The 17,910-nt window shown below is 72.2% G+C and carries 22 protein-coding genes; 13 read left to right on the top strand and 9 right to left on the bottom strand.

Going from position 1 to position 17,910, the window contains the following annotated elements:
• Positions 1–4: 4 nt before the first annotated feature.
• Together BUS84_RS31605 and BUS84_RS31600 are read right to left on the bottom strand one after the other, a co-directional pair.
• Entirely contained in the window at positions 5–802 is a 798-nt protein-coding gene (locus BUS84_RS31605) for a hypothetical protein (protein ID WP_074318067.1), read from the bottom strand.
• A 121-nt stretch (positions 803–923) separates the two neighbouring features.
• Positions 924–1,220, bottom strand: coding sequence for a DUF4193 domain-containing protein (locus BUS84_RS31600; RefSeq protein WP_007075406.1), 297 nt, complete (start codon positions 1,218–1,220; stop codon positions 924–926).
• A gap of 433 nt (positions 1,221–1,653) precedes the next feature.
• Between BUS84_RS31600 and BUS84_RS31595 the strand changes: the two genes are divergently transcribed.
• Positions 1,654–2,172, top strand: coding sequence for a LytR C-terminal domain-containing protein (locus tag BUS84_RS31595; RefSeq protein ID WP_208869953.1), 519 nt, complete (start codon positions 1,654–1,656; stop codon positions 2,170–2,172).
• 120 nt (positions 2,173–2,292) lie between these two features.
• On the opposite strand, the gene BUS84_RS31590 is transcribed toward BUS84_RS31595, so the two are convergent.
• Positions 2,293–3,114, bottom strand: a complete 822-nt coding sequence (locus BUS84_RS31590; protein WP_074318066.1) for an inositol monophosphatase family protein — start codon at positions 3,112–3,114, stop codon at positions 2,293–2,295.
• Positions 3,115–3,403: 289 nt separating this feature from the next.
• Between BUS84_RS31590 and BUS84_RS31585 the strand changes: the two genes are divergently transcribed.
• Complete coding sequence (locus BUS84_RS31585; protein WP_074318065.1) at positions 3,404–5,002, top strand: RNA polymerase sigma factor; 1,599 nt, start codon at positions 3,404–3,406, stop codon at positions 5,000–5,002.
• 245 nt (positions 5,003–5,247) lie between these two features.
• Positions 5,248–5,481 carry a DUF7455 domain-containing protein gene (locus BUS84_RS31580; RefSeq protein ID WP_074318064.1) on the top strand — a complete coding sequence of 78 codons (234 nt, stop codon included), beginning with the start codon at positions 5,248–5,250 and terminating at the stop codon, positions 5,479–5,481.
• 246 nt (positions 5,482–5,727) lie between these two features.
• Here BUS84_RS31580 and BUS84_RS31575 read toward each other — a convergent pair whose 3' ends face one another.
• From BUS84_RS31575 to BUS84_RS31565, 3 genes are all read right to left on the bottom strand, one after another.
• The gene (locus tag BUS84_RS31575; RefSeq protein ID WP_074318063.1) at positions 5,728–7,461 is read right to left on the bottom strand and encodes a DEAD/DEAH box helicase; all 1,734 of its coding nucleotides are present in this window, start codon (positions 7,459–7,461) and stop codon (positions 5,728–5,730) included.
• 212 nt (positions 7,462–7,673) lie between these two features.
• Positions 7,674–8,336: a trimeric intracellular cation channel family protein gene (locus BUS84_RS31570; RefSeq protein ID WP_074318062.1), complete on the bottom strand. Its 663-nt coding sequence runs from the start codon at positions 8,334–8,336 to the stop codon at positions 7,674–7,676.
• A gap of 40 nt (positions 8,337–8,376) precedes the next feature.
• Entirely contained in the window at positions 8,377–8,595 is a 219-nt protein-coding gene (locus BUS84_RS31565; RefSeq protein WP_007456912.1) for a DUF3039 domain-containing protein, read from the bottom strand.
• A 90-nt stretch (positions 8,596–8,685) separates the two neighbouring features.
• Between BUS84_RS31565 and BUS84_RS31560 the strand changes: the two genes are divergently transcribed.
• Together BUS84_RS31560 and BUS84_RS31555 are read left to right on the top strand one after the other, a co-directional pair.
• Positions 8,686–9,618: a pseudouridine-5'-phosphate glycosidase gene (locus BUS84_RS31560; protein WP_074318061.1), complete on the top strand. Its 933-nt coding sequence runs from the start codon at positions 8,686–8,688 to the stop codon at positions 9,616–9,618.
• The gene (locus BUS84_RS31555; protein ID WP_074318060.1) at positions 9,615–10,514 is read left to right on the top strand and encodes a carbohydrate kinase family protein; all 900 of its coding nucleotides are present in this window, start codon (positions 9,615–9,617) and stop codon (positions 10,512–10,514) included. Before BUS84_RS31560 ends, BUS84_RS31555 begins: the two co-directional genes overlap by 4 nt.
• 27 nt (positions 10,515–10,541) lie before the next feature.
• Here the strand turns inward: BUS84_RS31555 and BUS84_RS31550 are convergent, their stop codons facing one another.
• The gene (locus tag BUS84_RS31550; protein ID WP_208869770.1) at positions 10,542–10,901 is read right to left on the bottom strand and encodes a DUF3099 domain-containing protein; all 360 of its coding nucleotides are present in this window, start codon (positions 10,899–10,901) and stop codon (positions 10,542–10,544) included.
• 104 nt (positions 10,902–11,005) lie between these two features.
• On the opposite strand from BUS84_RS31550, the gene BUS84_RS31545 reads away from it, so the two are divergent.
• Together BUS84_RS31545 and BUS84_RS31540 are read left to right on the top strand one after the other, a co-directional pair.
• Positions 11,006–11,293 (top strand): hypothetical protein, encoded by a 288-nt coding sequence (locus BUS84_RS31545; RefSeq protein WP_074318059.1) that lies wholly within the window; start codon positions 11,006–11,008, stop codon positions 11,291–11,293.
• Between the two features lie 13 nt (positions 11,294–11,306).
• Entirely contained in the window at positions 11,307–11,618 is a 312-nt protein-coding gene (locus tag BUS84_RS31540; protein WP_074318058.1) for a hypothetical protein, read from the top strand.
• A 17-nt stretch (positions 11,619–11,635) separates the two neighbouring features.
• Here BUS84_RS31540 and BUS84_RS31535 read toward each other — a convergent pair whose 3' ends face one another.
• Complete coding sequence (locus BUS84_RS31535) at positions 11,636–12,217, bottom strand: HhH-GPD-type base excision DNA repair protein (RefSeq protein WP_074318057.1); 582 nt, start codon at positions 12,215–12,217, stop codon at positions 11,636–11,638.
• A 104-nt stretch (positions 12,218–12,321) separates the two neighbouring features.
• Here BUS84_RS31535 and BUS84_RS31530 point away from each other — a divergent pair, with 104 nt between their 5' ends.
• Both BUS84_RS31530 and dtd read left to right on the top strand, forming a co-directional pair.
• Positions 12,322–13,806, top strand: a complete 1,485-nt coding sequence (locus tag BUS84_RS31530) for a DUF7782 domain-containing protein (RefSeq protein WP_208869769.1) — start codon at positions 12,322–12,324, stop codon at positions 13,804–13,806.
• Positions 13,806–14,228: a D-aminoacyl-tRNA deacylase gene (gene dtd, locus BUS84_RS31525; protein WP_074318056.1), complete on the top strand. Its 423-nt coding sequence runs from the start codon at positions 13,806–13,808 to the stop codon at positions 14,226–14,228. The genes BUS84_RS31530 and dtd overlap by 1 nt, the downstream gene beginning before the upstream one ends.
• Positions 14,229–14,443: 215 nt before the next feature.
• On the opposite strand, the gene BUS84_RS31520 is transcribed toward dtd, so the two are convergent.
• Positions 14,444–15,232, bottom strand: a complete 789-nt coding sequence (locus BUS84_RS31520; protein WP_074319245.1) for a sporulation protein — start codon at positions 15,230–15,232, stop codon at positions 14,444–14,446.
• Between the two features lie 246 nt (positions 15,233–15,478).
• Between BUS84_RS31520 and sigB the strand changes: the two genes are divergently transcribed.
• The 4 genes from sigB to BUS84_RS31500 all read left to right on the top strand — a co-directional run bounded on the left by sigB (position 15,479) and on the right by BUS84_RS31500 (position 17,888).
• Positions 15,479–16,483, top strand: coding sequence for an RNA polymerase sigma factor SigB (gene sigB, locus BUS84_RS31515; protein WP_074319244.1), 1,005 nt, complete (start codon positions 15,479–15,481; stop codon positions 16,481–16,483).
• A 123-nt stretch (positions 16,484–16,606) separates the two neighbouring features.
• Complete coding sequence (locus BUS84_RS31510; protein ID WP_074318055.1) at positions 16,607–16,981, top strand: ArsR/SmtB family transcription factor; 375 nt, start codon at positions 16,607–16,609, stop codon at positions 16,979–16,981.
• Positions 16,978–17,484, top strand: coding sequence for an SRPBCC family protein (locus tag BUS84_RS31505; RefSeq protein ID WP_074318054.1), 507 nt, complete (start codon positions 16,978–16,980; stop codon positions 17,482–17,484). Before BUS84_RS31510 ends, BUS84_RS31505 begins: the two co-directional genes overlap by 4 nt.
• Complete coding sequence (locus tag BUS84_RS31500) at positions 17,481–17,888, top strand: VOC family protein (protein WP_074318053.1); 408 nt, start codon at positions 17,481–17,483, stop codon at positions 17,886–17,888. The genes BUS84_RS31505 and BUS84_RS31500 overlap by 4 nt, the downstream gene beginning before the upstream one ends.
• Positions 17,889–17,910: the final 22 nt, after the last annotated feature.

The raw sequence follows: 17,910 nt of genomic DNA, 5'->3' as shown, positions 1-17,910 counted from the left end.
CCGCTCAGGTACCGGTCGACGGGCCGGGCAGCGACGGCGGCGGGGCCGGCCGGGCGATGCCGCGCCGACGCAGGTCCACCTGGAGCTGGTCGGCCATCGACCGGGTCGCCCGCCGGTTGAGGAAGCTGGCCACCGCCGCACCGGTGAGGAACGGCCCGAGCGTGGTGAGGTTGCGCCCGAAGCGCCGAAGCAGGGTGTCCCGCAGCTCCTTGCGGGCGGCGGTGCCGAGCACGGCGCCCACCCCCACGCCGGGCATCATCGGGTTGACCCCGCGCTGGGTGGCCCAGGAGTGCACCAGGGCGACGGCCCGTTGGCTGCCGCCGGCCGGTAGCGCCACGCCGTGCACCTCGTGCAGCTCGCCGACCAGCTTCAGCTCGACCGCCACCACGGCGACCGTCTCGGCGGCGAGCAGCACCGGCGCGGAGAGGAGGGTCGGGGCGACCGTCCATTCGACGGCGGCGACTCCCCCGCCGGCGGCGCCGATCCCGGCGGTGGTCCGGGCCGCGTTGCGGATCAACCGCTCGGCCAGGGCGTTGTCGTCCAGCCCCGGGAAGTGCTGGCGCAGGGTGGCCAGGTCCCGCACCGGTACGTGCGGGGCGATCTCGGCGACGGTGTCGACCATCCAGCGCACGGCGGCGCGGGGCTTGAACAGGTCGCCGATGCCACGGGCGCGGGCCTGCCCGACCATGCGGGTGAGCAGTTGACGGCGCTTTGCCGGCCCGATGTCGTCCGCGGTCAACGCCGCGACGGTGGCGCCGAGGTCATCCGCGCCGGTGCCGGTGGTGTCGCCTCGATCGCTCATGGGGTCGGACCTCCCGGGTGCTGTGGCTACCCCTACGAGTCAAGCAGGTACCCACCCGTGCCGCATGGCTACACCGGCAGCGGCGGCCCCGATCAGGAGGCCGCCGCTGGTGTCGTGAGTGTCAGACGCACTCGCGGCAGATCAGTTCGCCGTTACGCTCGACCGCCAGCTGGCTGCGGTGGTGCACCAGGAAGCAGCGAGCACACCGGAACTCGTCCTGCTGCATCGGTAGCACCTTGACCGTGAGCTCCTCGTCGGCCAGATCGGCGCCGGGCAGCTCAAAGCTCTCGGCCACCTCGGCCTCGTCGACGTCCACCGCGCCCGACTGTGAGTCGACGCGCCGGGCCTTGAGCTCTTCCAGGCTGTCCTCGCCGAGGTCGACCTCGTCGCGACGCGGGGCGTCGTAGTCGGTGGCCATCGGTTTCACTCTCCCATATCGATGTTGTCGCTTCCGGTTGTAACGCCGGACGACGCTGTTTCGGTTCCGCTGGCCGGCCACCAGTTGTGTCGGGCACCCGACCCGGGGACCGAACGGGTCGAGCCCGCTGGGGCGACTCCCCTGCGAGCGCGGAACCTTACCCCCCCTTTGGGCGAGGCATGTATACCGCCCTCGCCGCTGAGATGTACGCCCCAGCACGCGAAGTTGTTCCCAATGTGACTCAGGCGACACGAAGATAGGGGTAGTAGTACCCGGTTCACGGTCGGCGCGCCGGCATGTCGGACTGTTTCCACGCGACGGCCGGACAACCGTTAACCTCAGCGGCGTATTCGACGGCCGCCGGTCAGTGCGATCGTTGGCGGCCGCCGCCACCCACGTGACGTCCGGGAGCGCCCAGATGAGTTTTGCGCGAGTGCGAGCACTCGTCGTCGTCGGCCTGCTCGGGGTGCTGGCCCTGGCCTTCGTGATCACCGCGCTGGTCCGCGACACCCAGGGCAAGGCGGGCACGGCCGAGGGTTGCCCCGACGGCTGGCCGCTGGCCGACGTGACGCTGCACGAGCCCAAGGACGTCAAGATCAACGTCTTGAACGCGACCGACGAGCCAGGCCGGGCCGGCAGCGTCGCGGACGACTTCCGCAATCGGAAGTTCCAGGTCCAGAAGGTTGGCAACGCCCCCAAGGGGATCGACGAGGTGGCCGTGCTGCGGTACGGCCCCAAGGGCGTCGGCTCGGCGCACCTGCTTCAGGCGTACTTCCTCAACAACGCCGAGCCGGGCTACGACCCGAAGCGCACCGACGACACGGTCGACGTGGTGCTGGGCAGCCGCTTCCAGCAGCTCGCCACCACGACCGAGGTGAACCAGTCCCTCGGTGACCTGGGCGCCCCGGTGGCGCCCCCGGAGTCGTGCCCGTCCCCGGTCGCCATGAAGTGACCGGACAGGTCGACGGGCGCTGACCACTGTCGTCACGGCGCGCCGGGCCACCGCCCCGGCGCGCCGCCGACGACGACCGACCCCCCGGACCCACCGGCGCGCCGCGGCTCGCAGCGCCGGTCAGGGACCGCCGGCGGCATCCAGGGCGGCCAGGCGGTCGTGCAGCGGCGCGAAGAGCGCGGGCGGGGCCGCGAGCACCAGGTCCGGGCCGGGCGGACGGCCGTCCAGACCGGTGACCCGCACGCCCGCCTCGGCGGCCACCAGCCCACCGGCAGCCAGGTCCCAGGCGGCCAGGCCCTTCTCGAAGTACGCGTCCAGGCGCCCCTCTGCGACCAGGCAGAGGTCCAGCGCGGCGGCGCCGAGCCGACGGATGTCCCGCACGTGGGCGATCAGCCCGGCCACCACCCGGGCCTGATGCGCCCGGCGGCCGGCGTCGTAGCCGAAGCCGGTGGCGACCAGCGCCTGCCCCAGGTCGGTCTCGCCGGAACAGCGCAACCGGACGCCGTCCCGCCAGGCGCCCCCGCCGGCCGTGGCGGTCCACTCCTCGCCGGTGCTGACGTTGCGCACCACGCCGGCGACCACCACGCCGTCCACCTCGGCGGCGAGCGACACCGCGCTGTACGGCAGCCCGTAGAGGTAGTTGACGGTGCCGTCGATCGGGTCGACGATCCAGCGCACGCCGCCCGGCCCGACCGGCCCGGTGTCCCCCGTGCCGTACTCCTCGCCGAGCACCGCGTCGCCCGGCCGCAGCCGGTGCAGCGCGTCGAGCACCTGCCGCTCGACCGCCCGGTCGGCCGCGGTGACCACGTCGGTGACCGTACTCTTGGTGGCGGCCACGGCGACGCCCTCGACCCGCATGCGGTATGCCGTGGCCGCGGCGTCCCGCGTAACCTCGAGCGCGATCGCCAACAAATCCCCAATTGGCGGCACCGAACGGTCCATCCCACGTCCCCTTCCCGCACGACCGGGGTGTTCCGGGCCACGCGCGAGTATCATCCTTACAAAGTCCACATCTGCGCCGAATCGGCGGTCCCCACCGCCGGTACGCCGTGCGGCGCAGGATGATCGCCGCAGACGGCGTTACAATTCACCCCTGCCACCGCGCCACGGACCGCCGACCACCGGCCGGCCCGGGACACGGGGGTCCCTCAACCACATCGCCCGGCCCGGTTGCCCCACGCTGTGCCGGACGACCCGGCCGTGCCCGCTCTTCGCCTCCGGAAGGTCATTCGTGACAGAACCCCGCCAGACCGGCGCCGACGTTCGCTCGCTTACCGACACTCTGATCGCCCACGCGCAGAGCGCCGGTGGTCAGCTCACGTCGGCCCAGCTCGCGCGCACCGTCGAGTCCGCCGAGGTGACTCCGGCCCAGGCCAAGAAGATTCTGCGGGCACTCTCCGAGGCGGGAGTGACCGTGGTTGTCGACGGCTCGGCGAGCACCCGCCGCCGGGTGGCCGCGGCCCGCTCAACCACGCCGGCGTCCCGGGCCACCACCGCCAAGACCACCAAGAAGGCCGCCGCACCGGCGCCCAAGCAGGCACCCGCCTCCGACGAGGCCCCGTCGACGCCGGGCCCGCGGAAGGTGGCCGCGCGCAAGGCAGCCGGCAGCACCGCCGAGGCCGCCGCCACGCCGGCGAAGGCCGCGACCAAGTCGACCCGGGCCACCAAGGCGACGGTCGCCGCGGCCGCCGGCGCCAAGCCGGCCAAGGCCGGCGGCAAGGGCGCCGAGGGTGAGATCGACCCGGAGGAGCTGGCCGCCGCGATCGAGGACGTGGTGGTCGAGGAGCCGGCCGAGCTGACCCAGGCCGCCGAGACCGACGCCGCCGCCTCGGCCACCGACAACGACTTCGAGTGGGACGACGAGGAGTCCGAGGCGCTCAAGCAGGCCCGGCGGGACGCCGAGCTGACCGCCTCCGCCGACTCGGTGCGTGCGTACCTCAAGCAGATCGGCAAGGTCCCGCTGCTCAACGCCGAGCAGGAGGTGGACCTGGCCAAGCGAATCGAGGCCGGGCTCTACGCCGCGGAGCGGCTGCGCGCGGCCGACGAGGGCGAGGAGAAGCTCACCCGGGAGATGGTCCGCGACCTGGGCTGGATCTCCCGCGACGGCGAGCGGGCCAAGAACCACCTGCTGGAGGCGAACCTCCGCCTGGTGGTGTCGCTGGCCAAGCGGTACACGGGGCGTGGCATGGCCTTCCTCGACCTGATCCAGGAGGGCAACCTCGGCCTGATCCGCGCGGTGGAGAAGTTCGACTACACCAAGGGCTACAAGTTCTCCACCTACGCCACCTGGTGGATCCGGCAGGCGATCACCCGCGCGATGGCCGACCAGGCCCGCACCATCCGCATCCCGGTGCACATGGTGGAGGTCATCAACAAGCTCGGCCGCATACAGCGCGAGCTGCTCCAGGACCTGGGCCGCGAGCCCACGCCGGAGGAGCTGGCCAAGGAGATGGACATCACACCGGAGAAGGTGCTGGAGATCCAGCAGTACGCCCGGGAGCCCATCTCGCTGGACCAGACCATCGGTGACGAGGGCGACAGCCAGCTCGGCGACTTCATCGAGGATTCCGAGGCCGTGGTCGCGGTCGACGCGGTCTCGTTCTCGCTCCTGCAGGACCAGCTCCAGCAGGTGCTGCAGACGCTCTCCGAGCGTGAGGCGGGTGTGGTACGCCTGCGCTTCGGCCTGACCGACGGCCAGCCGCGGACGCTGGACGAGATCGGCCAGGTCTACGGGGTGACCCGGGAGCGGATCCGGCAGATCGAGTCCAAGACGATGTCCAAGCTGCGTCACCCGTCCCGGTCGCAGGTCCTCCGGGATTACCTGGACTGAGCCGATTTCGTCAACCGAACGTGTCGTTTTGACCACCTGGTGTGCAACGCCAGATGGTGATCGTCCGGATGCACGAATGTGATCGTTGACGTGGCACCCTGGGTGCACGGCACACTGTCCCTGCCAGGTGTGACCTCGGTCCCCCGCGGGCACACAGGGAAGGCAGTTCCTAGTAAAGGTGTTGCACGATAGGTGAGCAACGACCGAAGAGATTGTTCATCGGTGACGACCAGAGGAGGAAGGCGATGAACTCGACCCTCACGCCGCCGCCCGAGACGGTGGCGCCCCCAGCCGCCGATGAACGGTGCGACCGCTGCAATGCTGCCGGGAAGCTCCGGATCACTCTGGTGAGTGGGAGCGAGCTGGTGTTCTGCGGGCACCACGCGAACAAGTACGCGGAGGATCTCGTGAAGATCACCGAGCGGTTCGCAACGGAGCCCGATTTCAGCTGGCGTGGCGCCGATCTGATGGCGAACTAAATCCGCAAACCGACATAGCCGGCCGGAGGCACCCCGTGGGTGCCTCCGGCCGGCTTTTCGCTACCCGACACCCACAACCCGCCCCGCCCAAGGTTCAGCGCAGGATCGGACGGATGCGGTGGGTGGCCTGCGGTTATGGGGCCTGATCCACTTCATGTCGCCGATGTGGGGGTGTCTCCGAGACGGGATGCCCCCATCTCAGCGACATCGAGTTGATCAGGGGCAGCGCTTGATCGACTCGGTCGGTCAGAGGGTCTGCACGGTGGCGATGCGTTCCTCAAGCTGCTCGATGGTGGCCTGGGCGCTCGGCGGGCCGCCGCAGAGCCGGCGCAGCTCGGCATGGATCTTGCCGTGGGGCTGGCCGGTGCGGTGGTGCCGAGCGGCCACCAGAGCGTTCAGCTGCCGCCTGAGCGCCACTCGGCGCTGGGCGGCACTCATCGGTGCCGGCGGCGCCGCGACAGGCGCACCGGCCGGCTGAGCGGCCCGCTCGGCGGTACGGCGACGCTGGGCGGCGAGCTGCTCGGCCTGCCGCTTCGTCAGCAGCAGGGAGACCTGGTCGGCGGTGAGCAGGCCCGGCAGGCCGAGGTACTCCTCCTCCTCGGGAGTGCCCGCCTGGGCCGCGGTGCCGAACGACGCGCCGTCGAAGATCACCTGATCCAGCTCGGCGGTGGCCGAGAGCGCGGCGAACCGCTTCTCCAGCTCACCGCTGGCCTGATCGTCGCGCTGCGCCCGCTCCAGCAGGTCGTCGTCGAAACCATCGGATTCCTTGGGCTTGCCGAGCACGTGGTCCCGCTCGGTCTCCATCTCGCTGGCCAGCCCGAGCAAATGCGGCACGCTGGGCAGGAAGACCGACGCGGTCTCCCCGGGCCGGCGGGCCCGGACGAACCGGCCGATCGCCTGGGCGAAGTAGAGCGGGGTGCTGGCGCTGGTGGCATAGACCCCCACCGCGAGCCGCGGGATGTCCACCCCCTCGGACACCATTCGCACCGCGACCAGCCACCGCTGCTCGGACGCCGCGAACGTCGCGATCCGCGCGGACGCGCCCAGGTCGTCGGAGAGCACCACGGCGGCCTTCTCGCCGGTCACCTGCTCGATCAGCTTGGCGTACGAGCGGGCGGACTGCTGGTCGGTGGCGATGATCAGACCGCCGGCGTCGGCCATCCCGGCGTTGCGCAGCACGGTGAGCCGGGCGTCGGCGGCCCGCAGCACCTGGGGCATCCAGTCCCCGGCCGGGTCCAGTGCGGTACGCCATGCCTGCGCCACCAGGTCCTGGGTCATCGGCTCGCCGAGCCGGGCCGCCAACTCCTCCCCCGCGTTGGTCCGCCAGCGGGTCTCCCCCGAGTACGCCAGGAAGAGCACCGGCCGGACCACGCCGTCGCGCAGCGCGTCGGAGTAGCCGTACACCGAGTCGGCGCGGGAGCGCAGCAGCCCGTCACCGCCGCGCTCGTAGCTGACGAATGGGATCGGGTTGTCGTCGGAGCGGAACGGCGTCCCGGTGAGCATCAGCCGGCGTACGGCGGGCTCGAAGGCGGCCTTCACCCCGTCGCCCCAGGACCGGGAGTCGCCCGCGTGGTGGATCTCGTCGAGGACGACCAGGGTGCGTCGGGTCATGGTGCGCCGCCGGTGCACCTGCGGGGCCATCCCCACCTGCGCGTAGGTGACCACCGCGCCGTGGAAGTCGGCCGCGGAGTGCACGTCGGCGTTGCGGAACGCGGCGTCGAGCTGGATGCCCACCCGGGCCGCGGCCTCGGCCCACTGGTTCTTCAGGTGCTCGGTCGGGGCGACGACCGTGACGGCCTCCACCGTGCCGTCACCGAGCAGTTCGGCCGCGATCCGCAGGGCAAAGGTGGTCTTGCCGGCGCCGGGCGTGGCGACCGCGGTGAAGTCCTCGCCGCGCCGGCGCAGGTACTCCACCAGGGCCTTGCGCTGCCAGGCACGTAGTGCCGGGAACGTCTCGAGCACCGGCGTCCGGGCTGCCACGCGAAGCTCCTCTCCTACCGCACGACGGCGGACCCCGGGCGAGGGCCACGAGTACCGCCGCCCATGAAAACGCCTCCGCGCAGAAGCTGCCGCGAAGGCCGACTCAGCATAACCAGCGCGGGCCCCACGGCCCAGGCGACGCCACGCTGGTCACATCCACCACCCCCGCCCCGGCGCACCGGAAAGCGCCCGCCACCGCGTGGGCCCGCGCGTCACCAGTCCCGGTCGGTGCGCGGATCCGCCCCGCCGGTACGCGGCGGGCGCAGCGTCGCCACCGGGGCCGACCAGCGCCGGCGCAGGGCGATCAGGCGCAGCCCGAAGACCAGCGCGGCGGCGGCGGTGAGCGGCACCGGCCCGGTCTGCCCGGTGACGTACAGCAGCGCCACCGCGACCGACCCCACCAGCGCGGCCACCGCGTAGATCTCCCGGCGCAGCACCACCGGGATCTCGGCGGTCAGCAGGTCACGGCCGAGCCCACCGCCGATCGCGGTGAGCATGCCGATCAAGCAGGCGCCGACCGCGGGCACCCGGGCGTCGAGCGCCTTGAGCGTGCCGGTCACGGTGAAGAGCCCGAGGCCCGCCGCGTCCAGCACCAGCACCGTGGTGCGCAGCCGGGCCAACTGCGGGTGCAGCCAGAAGACGGCGAGCGCGGTGACGGCTGCGGTCGCCACGTACCGCCAGTCGGCGAAGGCCAGCGGCGGCACCTCGTCGATGACCAGGTCCCGGACGATTCCGCCGCCGAGGGCGGCCACGAAGCCGACGAACGCGACGCCGAACAGGTCGAGCCGCTTGGCCACCGCAGCCGAGGCCCCGGACGCGGCGAAGACCGCCACCCCGGTCAGGTCGGCGAAGAGCAGGGCGGTTGAGGTGGTCACCGCCGCAGGCTACGTCGCCGGTCGGGACACCGGCCGCGGTTCACTCGCGGTACGAGTCGTAGATCTCCTTGCACTTGGGGCAGACCGGCGAACCCGGCTTGGCCGCCTTGGTGACCGGGAAGGTCTCCCCGCAGAGCGCGACGACGAAAGTGCCCATGACGGCACTTTCGGCGATCTTCTCCTTGCGGACGTAGTGGAACATCTCCGGACCGGTATCGGCGTCCTTCAGCTCCGGACGCTCGAGAACCTCTGTGCTCACGTCTGCACCTCCAACCGTCAAGTTTGGCAGGTCATCACGGCCGGGTCCACTTGAGGCCGGCCAGGGCCCGACCCCGTACCGTGGCCCCCCGTGACTGACTTTCGCATCAGCTACGGCACCGAGGTGGCCGACGCCCTGCGCAACGGCTGGCCGGTAGTCGCCCTGGAGAGCACCATCGTCTCGCACGGCCTGCCCCGTCCGGAGAACCTTCGGGTGGCTCGGGAGATCGAGCAGACGGTCCGGGACGCCGGAGCGGTCCCGGCGACGATCGGCATGATCGGGGGCGAGCTGGTGGTCGGCCTGGACGACGCGCAGCTGACCCGCCTGGCCACCGTCGATGGAGTGACTAAGCTCTCCGTGCGCGACCTCGCGGTGGCGGCGGCGACCGGCGCGGACGGCGCCACCACCGTGGCCGCGACCAGTGCGGTGGCCGCCGCGGCCGGGATCGGGGTGTTCGCGACCGGAGGGCTCGGTGGGGTGCACCGGGAGGCGGCGCACACCTTCGACGAGTCGGCGGACCTGATCACACTGGCCCGGACCCCGATCGCCGTGGTCTGCGCCGGGGTCAAGTCGATCCTCGACGTGGGCGCGACGCTGGAGCGGCTGGAGACCCTCGGGGTCGCCGTGGTCGGTTACCGCACCCGCCGGTTCCCCGGCTTCTACCTCACCGACAGCGGCTTCGACCTGGACTGGTCGGTCGACTCGGCGGAGCAGGTCGCCGCCGTGCTCGCGGCCCGTGACGGGCACGCCGTGCATGCCGGCGGCCTGATCATCGCCAACCCGCTGCCGGTCAACGAGCAGCTCGACCCGGAGCTGCACGACCGGACCCTCGCCGAGGGTCTGGCCCTGCTGGAGCGGGACGGGGTGACCGGCAAGGCCGTCACCCCCTACCTGCTGGCGCACTTCCACTCGGCCACCGAGGGCGCGAGCCTGGCGGTGAACGTCCGGATCATCCTGCGCAACGCCGACCTGGCCGCGCGGATCGCGGTCGCCGCCGCCCGCGCCACCGCCTTCCCGGCATGACCCGACCGGCCCGGGTTGTCGTCGTCGGGGACGTGATCACCGATGTGGTCGCGGTGCTGTCCGGGCCGCTCGCGGCGGGTTCGGACACCGCGGCCGACATCAGCCTCGGCGGCGGCGGGCAGGCGGCCAACACCGCCGCCTGGATCGCCGCGCAGGGGGTGGACGTCACGCTCGTCGGCGCGGTCGGCGACGACGACGCGGGGCGGGACCGGACGGCCGAACTCGACCGTGCGGGTGTCGACTGCAAGGTCGACCGGATCGAGGGCATCCCGACCGGCACGGTGATCGTGCTGGCCACCGACGGCGAGCGCACCATGGTCAGCCAGCGGGGCGCGAACCTGCGGCTCAGTGCCGAGCACGTCGAGCGGGCCCTCGCGGCGGTGCCCGACGCCGGGCATCTGCACCTGTCCGCGTACACCCTGTTGGACGCCGCGTCGCGCGGCGCCGGGCTGCGGGCGCTGGCGGCCGCCCGCGAGCGCGGGCTCACCACCAGCGTCGACGCGGCCTCCGCGGCGCCGCTGCGGCGGGTCGGCGCGGCGGCCTTCCTGGGCTGGGTACGCGACGTCGACCTGCTGCTGGTCAACGCGGACGAGGCGACGGTGCTGGCCGGCGGGCTGGACCCGGCGGCGCAGGGGCGGGCGCTGTCGGCGACGGCCCGGCGGGTGGTGGTCAAGCGCGGCGCGGCCGGCGCGGTCTGGGTGGATCGCACGGCGGCGGTCTGCGTGGCTCCGGCCCGGCGGGTGGCGGTGGTGGACGTCACCGGGGCGGGCGACGCCTTCGCGGCCGGTCTGCTCACCGCCTGGCTCGCCGGCGCCGCCCCGACGGCGGCGCTGAACCGCGCCACCGACCTGGGGGCCCTGGCCGTCTCCACCGCCGGCGCCCGGCCACAGCCGTGAGCTGTCGGACCCTGGCCCGCACGCGGGTCAGGGTTCGGCGTCGATGACCTTGTGCGGACGTTCCTCGGCGGTGAGGCTCATCGGCGGGGTGTCGTCCAGCTGGCGGGGGTGGAACCGGTTGGCCAGCCGGTGCTGCTCCTTCGGCGGCCGGTCGTTGGCCAGCAGCACGGCCAGCCACGGGATGAGCACCATGCCCAGGGCGCACAGCGGCAGCCAGAGCCAGAGCAGTGGGGCGTTCGCGCCGACCAGGATCGCGCCGAGAATGATGCACGCCACCCGGATGCCCATCATCAGGACATAGCGGCGCTGACGGCTGGTGAGCTGATCGTTCTGGCTGCGCGAGGCGTCGGTGATCAGAATCGGCTGGTACGCCTGATGCTTCACCATGAACCTCCTCGAGGGGATTACGACTCATCCTGTCACCGTGAAGCCGTGATCAGCGAAATTCGACTCATCCCGGTGCGTGTTACGCGCGTGGTACGCTCCGCGATGTGGGCAGCAGGTTCAGCTTCACCGACGAGGCGTTGGCCAACCTGAGGGTCTACGACGTCACGCCCGGGGAAGTCTGGGAGGCGCTGCACAGCGCCCGACGGGTGATCCGCCACCTGGGCGACGACGTGATGGTGGTCTACGCCGCCGCCCGGCGGGGCCGCCGACTGGCGGTGCTGCTCGCCGAGGCCGACGGCACCGACAACGACTGGGACATCCTCTCCGCTCGCGAGCTGAGCGACGTCGAGTCCAAGCGCTACGACGAGGCCGTGCGGAGATCGCGCCGATGAGGAGGCCGTGACGATGCACCGTAACGACGCGACCAAGCAGTTCCACAGCGGCGACGACCGGATCGCCGAGCTAATCGACGAGAGCCCGGCGGTGGACCTGCCCACCCCCGACACCGACGTGCCGATGGTGAGCCGGTCGGTCCGGCTGCCGCTGGAGACCTACGAGCGGGTGCGGGCCGCCGCCGACGCCCGCGGCATCGGGGTCACCACGCTGATGCGGCAGTGGATCGAGGCGGGCCTGGCCGACCTGGACGACTCGGCCACCGTCTCGCTCGCCGACGTGCGGCGCGCGCTGGCCTCGCTGGCCCACCCGACCGCCGCCTGAGCGACCGCCCGGTCGGGTCAGCCGCCGGCGGTCTTCGCCTTCGCGGCCGCCTTCATCTGCTGCTTGTAGTCCCGCACCCGACGCAGCGAGTCCGCGTCGGTCACGTCGGCCACCGACCGGTACGCGCCGGGGTCGCCGTAGTCGCCGGCCGCCTCCCGCCAGTCCTGCGGGGTCACCCCGAACCGCTTGCCGAGCAGGGCCACGAAGATCTGCGCCTTCTGCTTGCCGAAGCCGGGCAGCTCGGCGACCCGGCGGAACAGTTCCGGCCCGTCGGCGACGTCGGACCAGAGGCGGGCGGCGTCGCCGTCGTAGCGGTCCACCAGGACCTGGCACACCTCCTGCACCCGGGCCGCCATCGCCTTCGGGAACCGGTGCAGGGCGGGCGGGGTGGCGAAGAGCGCGATCAGGGCCTCCGGGTCGTACCCGGCCAGCTCCGCCGCGTCCGGCTCGTGGCCGAGCCGCTGCGCCAGCACGTACGGCGAGGAGAAGGCCTTCTCCATCGGCACTTGTTGATCAAGAACCATGCCGAGGAGCCGGGCCAGCGGGCTGCGCTCCAGCAGTCGGTTGGCCTCGGGGTCGATGGGCAGGACGAGCGTCATGTGCCCATCCTGCCCCGCCGCCGACCCGGGGTGAACACCGACGCTCCGGAGTCGACCCGGCGGGTGGCGCCGACCGGAGGCACCGCGGGGGGCAGGATGGCGGCGTGGACGAACACGACATGCTGCTCTCCCCCGCCGGCGTCGACGCGCTGCGCACCGCGCTGACCCGGGCCGGGTTCACCAGCAACGGCATCGCGACCCGGCTCGGCTCGCAGGCCACCGGCGGGGTCGCGCGCAACGACTACCGGGCCGCGCTGCGGGCCACCGAGGAGCGCGACCCGCTCAGCACCCTGATCCGGGTGTTCATCTGCGACCAGACCGAGTCGGAGGCGACCGTGGCCGCCGCGCTGGCGCCGCTGAGTGTGGCGGAGGCGGTGGCCGGTGGGCTGGTCGAGCGGCACGGCGACGGCCTGCGCGCCGGCGTCGACCTGGAGCCGTACGGCGACGACTGGTGGGTGCTCGCCGACGTGCCGGCCAGCGCCCGGCCGGGCCGACCGCTGCACTCCGAGCACGTGCTCGGCATCGGCGGGGCCACCCAGACCCTGATCGGCGCGACCGTCCGCCGGCCGGTCGGCACCGCACTGGATCTCGGCACCGGCTCCGGTGTCCAGGCCCTGCACCTGGCCACCCACGCCGGCTCGGTGACCGCCACGGACCTCTCGGAGCGGGCCCTGCGCTTCGCCGCGACGACCGCCGCCCTCAACGGGCAGGACTGGGAGTTGCTGCGCGGCGACATGGTCGCGCCGGTGGCCGGCCGCCGCTTCGACCTGGTGGTGAGCAACCCGCCGTTCGTGGTCGGCCCGGGCACCACCACGCACGTCTACCGCGACTCCGGCCGGGTGGGTGACGCGATCGGCGCCGAACTGGCCGCCGCCGCCCCCGGCCTGCTCACCGAGGGCGGCACCATGCAGTACCTGGCGAACTGGGTGCACGTCGCCGGTGAGGAGTGGGACGAGCGCGTGGCCGGCTGGTTCGCCGGTACCGGCCTGGACGCCTGGGTCATCCAGCGCGAGGTGGCCGACCCCATGGCGTACGTCAACCTGTGGCTCACCGACGTCGGCGAGAGCGCCGACCCGGAGCGGATGGCCGCCTGGCTGGACTGGTTCGACGCGCACAAGGTCGAGGCGATCGGCTTCGGCATCGTGTCGCTGCGCCGCAGCGGGCACGTCGATCCGGTGGTCCGGGTGGAGGAGCTGCGCCAGCGGGTGCAGCCGCCGCTGGGCGACCAGGTGGCCGCCTGGTTCGACCGTCAGGACTTCCTGCGGGTACGCGACACCGAGGCGTTGCTCGCCGAGCGCTACCGGGCCGCCGACGGCCTCCAACTGCGCCAGGAGGCCACCATGGGCGACGAGGGCTGGGCGGTGGACCGGCAGGTCCTCGCGATGCCGCACGGCCTGCGGTGGACTGAGGATGTCGACCCGCTGGTGCTGGCGCTGGTGGGCGGGGCCGACGGCCGGCTGCCGCTCCGTGACCAGCTCGCCCTGTTGGCTGCCGCGCACGAGGCCGAGACGGACGAGCTGGCCGAGGCGGCCGGGCCGATCGTCGCGCACCTGGTGGAGCGGGGCTTCATTGAGCCGGTGACCGGCTGATGCGGGCGGTGGTGCAGACGGTCGGCCGGGCCAGCGTGACGGTCGACGGCGCGGTGGTCGGCGCGATCGACGACGGGTTGCTGGTGCTGCTCGGGGTGACCCACACCGACACGGCGGAGACCGCCCGGACGATGGCCCGCAAGGTGCACGAGCTGCGGATCCTCGATGACGAGCGGTCCGCGGCCGACACCGGTGCGCCGGTCCTGGTGGTCAGCCAGTTCACCCTCTACGGCGACGCCCGCAAGGGCCGCCGTCCGAGCTGGACGGCGGCCGCTCCGGCCGAGGTGGCCGAGCCGCTGGTCTCGGCGGTCGTCGAGGCGCTGCGTGAGCGCGGCGCCAAGGTGGAGACCGGCCGCTTCCGCGCCCACATGCTCGTCGAGAGCGTCAACATCGGCCCCCGCACGATCCTGCTAGACCTGTAACGGGCCGGCCCCCGCTCCACCCGGTCGATCATGAAGTTGCTGCCGCCGCAGCGGCGCCCACCCGCCCGCCGCGCGCCGCGCGCCGCCTTCCCCGCTGATCTAGGGCATATCGTCGCGAGTGGATCTCCAGCAACGACGGTATGCCCTAGATCGACGAGGACCGCGTGTCGGGGCAACAACGTCATGATCAGCGGAGGGCGGGCCGAGGGGGTGGGTCAGGAGAAGAGGCCGCGGCGGGAGAGGGACTGGCGGAGCCAGCCGTCGAGTTCGGCGGTCCAGTCGGTGCGGTCGGCGGTGGCGTGGTCGACCGTGAAGCGGCCGAACGCGTCCCGGCCCTCGGTGAAGACGCCGCCGCGCTTGTCGACCTCCAGCACCACCTGCATCTGCTGCGGGTCGGCGATGAAGGTGACCTCCAACTGGTTGATCGAGCGGGCGTACTGCGGCGCCGGGCTGAACTCGATCTCCTGGTAGAACGGCAGCGTCTGCCGGACGCCGTAGATGTGCCCACGCTCCACATCGGCGCGGGCGAACCGGAACCCCAGCCGCAGCAACGCGTCGAGCAGCCGCTCCTGTGCCGGCAGCGGGTGCACCGACACCGCGTCCAGGTCACCCTTGTCGACGGCGCGGGCCACCTGCAGCTCCGTACGCAGCCCCATCGTCATGCCGTGCAGGTGCTGCCCGTACAGCTCGGTGACCGGTGTCTCCCAGGGCACGTCGAAGCGGAATGGGATGTCGTGGCGCTGCCCGGGCTCCAGCCGGAACGCGCCGGTGACCTGCTGGCGGTGGAACTCCTGCATGGTGTCGTAGTCGTTGTCGCCGCTCTCCACCTCGACCCGGGTGACCAGGCCCAGCGCCACGTGGTCGATGTCGACCTGGTGGTCACCGCCGGCCACCTGGATGCGGCCCTCCAACTGGCCGCCCGGTCGGCAGGTCGGGTTGGCCAGCACCGTCTCGACCGACGGGCCGCCGACCCCCATCGCCTGCATGAGCCGCTTGAAGACCACGTCGTTCTCCATCTCCTGTCGCCGTCGACCGTGGGTGGCCGACCGTCGGCACGGTAACCGGGGCGGGCAAGGAGACACGGTGGCGACACACACCGCGCCCGCGATCCGACCGGATTCCTGTCGGGTGCCCGATCGCCTCACTCCCGTTTTACGCCCCGCCCGCCAAGCTGTGTGTCACACCGGCACCACTGGGCCGGAGACACGGCACAGACGTGGACACGGGGAGAGACAGAGATGGTCCTGCAGATGACGGAAAACCGGACGCGCCCGGCCGCCAGCACCACCACCGACGGGGTCACCGAGGCCCTCGTCGACCTGGACGCCACCGACGAGCGCGGCATCTCCACCGACCTGGTCCGGGCCTACCTCAACGGGATCGGCCGGACGAAGCTGCTGACCGCGGCCCAGGAGGTCGACCTGGCCCGGCGGATCGAGGCCGGCCTGTTCGCCGACGAGAAGCTGGCCACCTGCACCCCCGTGTCACCGGAGCTGCGGGCCGATCTGGAGCTGATCGTCGCGGAGGGCCGGGCGGCCAAGGACCACCTGTTGGAAGCGAACCTGCGGCTGGTGGTCAGCATCGCCAAGCGCTACACCGGACGCGGGATGGCGTTTCTCGACCTGATCCAGGAGGGCAACCTCGGCCTGATCCGCGCGGTGGAGAAGTTCGACTACGCCAAGGGCTACAAGTTCTCCACCTACGCCACCTGGTGGATCCGGCAGGCGATCACCCGCGCGATGGCCGATCAGGCCCGCACGATCCGCATCCCGGTGCACATGGTGGAGCAGGTCAACCGGATGGTCCGGGCCCGCCGCGAGCTGGCGGTGACGCTGGGCCGTGAACCCACGGTCGCCGAGGTCGCCCGGGCGCTGGACATCCCCGAGTTCCAGGTCATCGAGCTGATCTCCTACGACCGGGAGCCGGTCAGCCTGGACCAGGCCGTCGGCGACGACGGCGAGAGCGCCCTCGGTGACTTCGTGGCCGCGGTGGACCCGCGCGGCGAGCCGGGCGACGCGGCCGCGCAGGGCGAGCTGCGCAACGAGGTGAGCATCGTGCTGGCCACGCTGTCCCAGCGGGAGCAGGCGGTCATCCGGCTCCGGTTCGGGCTGGACGACGGCCGCCAGCGCACCCTCGACGAGGTCGGCCGGGAGTTCGGCCTGTCCCGGGAGCGGATCCGGCAGATCGAGAAGGTGACGCTGCTGAAGCTGCGCGCGCCGGAGCGGGCCCAGCGCCTGGAGGCGTACGCCTGCTGACGCACTCGTTCCCATGGAAGGCCCTGGCGGTTCGCCGGGGCCTTCCATGCTGTCGAGGTGCTTGACCGAGGCGCCGATCCGCGATAGAAACCATCTGGTTATAAAACCAGGAGGTTATAAGCGATGGGCTCCGAACTGTTGGACGCGACCTTCGCGGCGCTGGCCGACCCGACCCGGCGGGCCATCCTCGCCCGGCTCGCGGGCGGTGAGGCGACCGTGACGGAGCTGGCGCAGCCCTTCGCGATGAGCCAGCCGGCCATCTCCAAGCACCTCAAGGTGCTGGAACGCGCTGGCCTGGTCAGCCGGGGGCGGGACGCCCAACGCCGGCCGTGCCGGCTGGAGGCCCGACCGCTGCGGGAGGCCACGGCCTGGCTCGCCGACTACCGCGACTACTGGGCGGAGAGCTACCAGCGCCTCGACGCCCTGCTCGACGAACTCCAGGCCGTCGACCAGACCGCCGCCGAACGGCGCGCCCAACGGGGCGGGGCCAGCGAATGACCGGTACCGGCGACCCGCTCGTCGTGCACACCCCGAGCGACCGGGAGATCGTGCTGAGCCGGCTGTTCGACGCGCCGGCACACCTGGTGTTCGCCGCCTTCACCGAGCCGAAACTGCTGATCCGGTGGTACGGCGCGCGCGGCTGGCGGCTGGCGGAGTGCGACGTCGACCTGCGGGTCGGCGGCCGGTGGCGGTTCGTGTCACTGGGCCCGCAAGGGGCCCGGATGGTCCAGGCCGGGCTCTACCGGCAGATCGAGCCACCGCACCGGCTGGTCTGCACCGAGCTCTTCGACAACCAGTCCTACCCGGGTGAAACGCTGGTCAGCCACGAGTTCACCGAACTGGCCGGTCGGACGACCGTCACCACCACGCTGCGCTACGCCACCCCCCAGGGACGGGACACCGTACTGCGCTACCCGATGGCCCGGGGCCTCGGGCAGAGCTTCACGCGGCTCGCCGAACTGCTGCATGAGACAACGACGATGCGAGGAGAGCAACCATGAACTGGACATTGGAAGTGGTGATCGTGCCGGTCTCCGACGTGGACCGGGCGAAGACGTTCTACGCCGACGGGCTCGGCTTCGCCGTGGACCACGACACGGTGATCGGTGACGACGCGCGGATCGTCCAGCTGACCCCGCCCGGTTCCGGCTGTTCGATCGTGATCGGCAAGGGCGCCGTCCCGGACATGCCGCCGGGCTCGCTCAAAGGCCTGCAACTGGTGGTGCCCGACCTGGAGCGGGCCCGCGCAGAGCTGGTCGAACGGGGTGTGGAGGTCAGCGAGATCCAGGTGTTGGGCGCCAGCCCGAGCCCCACGCCGCACCCGCTGGACAACGTCGGCTTCGTCTTCTTCACCGACCCGGACGGCAACGCATGGGCAATCCAGCAGATCTCCAGCCGCGCCTGATCCACCGCACGCCCGCGCCCGC

Source organism: Micromonospora cremea, from assembly GCF_900143515.1.
GTDB lineage: Bacteria > Actinomycetota > Actinomycetes > Mycobacteriales > Micromonosporaceae > Micromonospora > Micromonospora cremea.
The sequence above is the reverse complement of the archived record's forward strand: the minus strand, read 5'-3'. Positions and strand labels throughout refer to the sequence as shown.

Coding starts and splice junctions, on each gene's coding strand:
- BUS84_RS31605 (WP_074318067.1), bottom strand. CDS start 802: ATGAGCGATCGAGGCGACACCACCGGCACCGGCGCGGATGACCTCGGC.
- BUS84_RS31600 (WP_007075406.1), bottom strand. CDS start 1,220: ATGGCCACCGACTACGACGCCCCGCGTCGCGACGAGGTCGACCTCGGC.
- BUS84_RS31590 (WP_074318066.1), bottom strand. CDS start 3,114: ATGGACCGTTCGGTGCCGCCAATTGGGGATTTGTTGGCGATCGCGCTC.
- BUS84_RS31580 (WP_074318064.1), top strand. CDS start 5,248: ATGAACTCGACCCTCACGCCGCCGCCCGAGACGGTGGCGCCCCCAGCC.
- BUS84_RS31555 (WP_074318060.1), top strand. CDS start 9,615: ATGACCCGACCGGCCCGGGTTGTCGTCGTCGGGGACGTGATCACCGAT.
- BUS84_RS31550 (WP_208869770.1), bottom strand. CDS start 10,901: ATGGTGAAGCATCAGGCGTACCAGCCGATTCTGATCACCGACGCCTCG.
- BUS84_RS31540 (WP_074318058.1), top strand. CDS start 11,307: ATGCACCGTAACGACGCGACCAAGCAGTTCCACAGCGGCGACGACCGG.
- BUS84_RS31535 (WP_074318057.1), bottom strand. CDS start 12,217: ATGACGCTCGTCCTGCCCATCGACCCCGAGGCCAACCGACTGCTGGAG.
- dtd (WP_074318056.1), top strand. CDS start 13,806: ATGCGGGCGGTGGTGCAGACGGTCGGCCGGGCCAGCGTGACGGTCGAC.
- sigB (WP_074319244.1), top strand. CDS start 15,479: ATGACGGAAAACCGGACGCGCCCGGCCGCCAGCACCACCACCGACGGG.
- BUS84_RS31510 (WP_074318055.1), top strand. CDS start 16,607: ATGGGCTCCGAACTGTTGGACGCGACCTTCGCGGCGCTGGCCGACCCG.
- BUS84_RS31505 (WP_074318054.1), top strand. CDS start 16,978: ATGACCGGTACCGGCGACCCGCTCGTCGTGCACACCCCGAGCGACCGG.
- BUS84_RS31500 (WP_074318053.1), top strand. CDS start 17,481: ATGAACTGGACATTGGAAGTGGTGATCGTGCCGGTCTCCGACGTGGAC.